The following is a 2,158-nucleotide window of genomic DNA, read 5'->3' as shown; positions in this document are numbered from 1 at the left end:
CTGGGCGACGCCGCCGGCGGCGAGCGCCAGGGCGGCCTGGGCGTCGCGGCCGCGGCCCTCGATCAGCTCGGACACACCCGCGCCCGCCGTCTCGATCTCGGTGCGCAGGCGGGCGCCGCGGGCGGCGATGTCGTCGGCAATGCCGGTGCCGGTCGCCGCGAATTGCTGGCGCAGGCCCTCGCCGGTCTCGGCGAAGCGCGCGGTGATGGTCCCACCGGTCTGGGCGAAGCGGTCGGCGAGTTCGGTGCCGCGGGTCAGGAAGGTCTCCTCGAGGGTCCGGGCCGAGCGCTCGAAGGTCTGGCGCACGCTGCCGCCCTGGCGGTCGAGGGCCTCGATCAGGGTGGTGCCGGTCTCGGTGAGGGAGCGCGACACGGTGCCGGCATTGTCGGCCAGCGTCCGGGTCAGAGCCCCACCGGTGCGCTCGAAGGCCTGGGTGACCTCGTCGGCCCGCTGCTGGAGGGCGGCGGTCAGTCCGGTGCCGATCGCCTCCAGGCCGCCGCGGACGCCGTCGCTGGTGGCGGAGAGCTGGCGGATCAGGTCGTCGCCCTGGGTCGAGACGTTGCCGACGACCCGGTCGCCGACTTCGCCGAGGGCGGTCGTGATCGCGGTGCTGCGCGCGTCGAGGGCGGTCGTGATCGCCACGCCGCGCTCGTCGAGGGCGGTGGTGACCCGCTCGCCCGCGCCGTTGATGGCCGCCACGATGCGTGCGGCGGCGCCGTCGAGCTCGCTCGACAGGTTCTCGTGCGAGCCGGTGATCGCGCCGCGCACCCGGTCGGCATTGGCCACGATCGATTCGCGCTGGGCGACGAGCTCGTCGACGAGGGTGCGGATGCGGATCTCGTTGTCCGAATAGGCCCGCTCCAGGGTTGAGATCTCCCCGCGCACGAGGGTCTCGAGCTCGCCCGCCCGGGCCAAAGCCCGCTCGACGCCGTCGCCGACCGCGGCGACCTCGCGGCGGACCGTCTGCGACATGGTCAGGACGGCGTCGGTGGAGAAGCTCTCCGGCTCGGCCAGCCGGATCGCGACCTCGCCGACCGCGCGGGCGACGAGGCGCATCTCGTGGGCGCGCACCGCGAGCATCGCGGTGATCAGGAACAGCACGATCGGGCCCGCCACGGCGGTCGCCACCACGGCGGCCTGGAGCGCGGTGAGTCCGGTGATGAAGGCCTTCAGGTCGCCGCCGGACTGGTTCCAGGCGAGCGCCACGAGGCCGTTGAGCCAGAGGAAGGAGGCGATGCCCGCGACGAGGTAGGGCTTGCGCGAGGGGCGCACCCGCAGTGTCTGCTGGAGGATGCCGATGTTGAGGCGGTCGTCGTTGGCGACAAGGGAGCGGTCGGGCGGCAGCAGGCCGCCCTCGCGGCGCGAGGGCCCGCGCTCGGGCGGGGGCAGCTCGGAGCCCGGCCCGTCGAGGTCGAGGGTGGGGATCCGGCGCCCGTTCGCCCCGTCCAGGGGATCGGACAGGGGATCGACGTCGCCGACGTCGGGAAGGCGCGGCTCGACGCGGGTGTTCTCCCCCGCGACCGGGATGTCCAGATTCAAAGCCTGCTCGATCGCGGAGAGAGCGGCCTCCGCCGGATCTTTCAGCTTCTTGTCGGTGGCCATGCACACGCCTCGTTACGCATCGCCGTCTTCCGCTCCGGGGCGCACGAGGCGGCCCTCCGCAGCGAAGACGGATTTACCCGTTTGGCACGGGCACCTTAGTCGTTCAGGTCCCGCCGCGGATACCCGAACCCGGCGGCGCCCCCATAAAACCTTAACGGAATGGTTACCAAGCCGGGGCCTGGCGCGGGGCGTCGTCTTCAAGTTCTGACGCGCCGGGGCTTAAACCGGTACGCCCGCGCCCGCCCTGCGCTGTGGATAGCGCCCGCCGCCCACAGGCGGCTGGCCGTCCCGGCGCGGCGGGCCCCGATTCCACGCCGATCCGCGGAGACCGGACATGAGCGCCCATCCCCTGATCGACCGCGACCACCTCGCCGCGCAGACCTTCGGCGAGGCCGACCTCGCCCGCGAGGTGCTGGGCCTGTTCGTGGGGCAATGCCGCCGCCTCCTGCCGGCGATCCTGGAGGCCGACCGGCCGTCCGCGGACCGGGCCGACCTCGCCCATACCTTGAAGGGCGCCGCCCTCGGCGTCGGCGCCGTCCGGGTGGCGGTGGCGAGC

At 73.6% G+C, this 2,158-nt stretch carries 2 pseudogenes; one reads left to right on the top strand and one right to left on the bottom strand.

The features are described 5' to 3' along the window. Positions 1-1,602, bottom strand: a pseudogene (locus LW587_RS23840) (hypothetical protein); the annotation flags it as partial. A gap of 334 nt (positions 1,603-1,936) precedes the next feature. Here LW587_RS23840 and LW587_RS23835 point away from each other — a divergent pair. Next, positions 1,937-2,158, top strand: a pseudogene (locus tag LW587_RS23835) (Hpt domain-containing protein); the annotation flags it as partial.

Source organism: Methylobacterium sp. Leaf118, assembly GCF_920984675.1.
GTDB lineage: Bacteria > Pseudomonadota > Alphaproteobacteria > Rhizobiales > Beijerinckiaceae > Methylobacterium.
The sequence above is the reverse complement of the archived record's forward strand: the minus strand, read 5'-3'. Positions and strand labels throughout refer to the sequence as shown.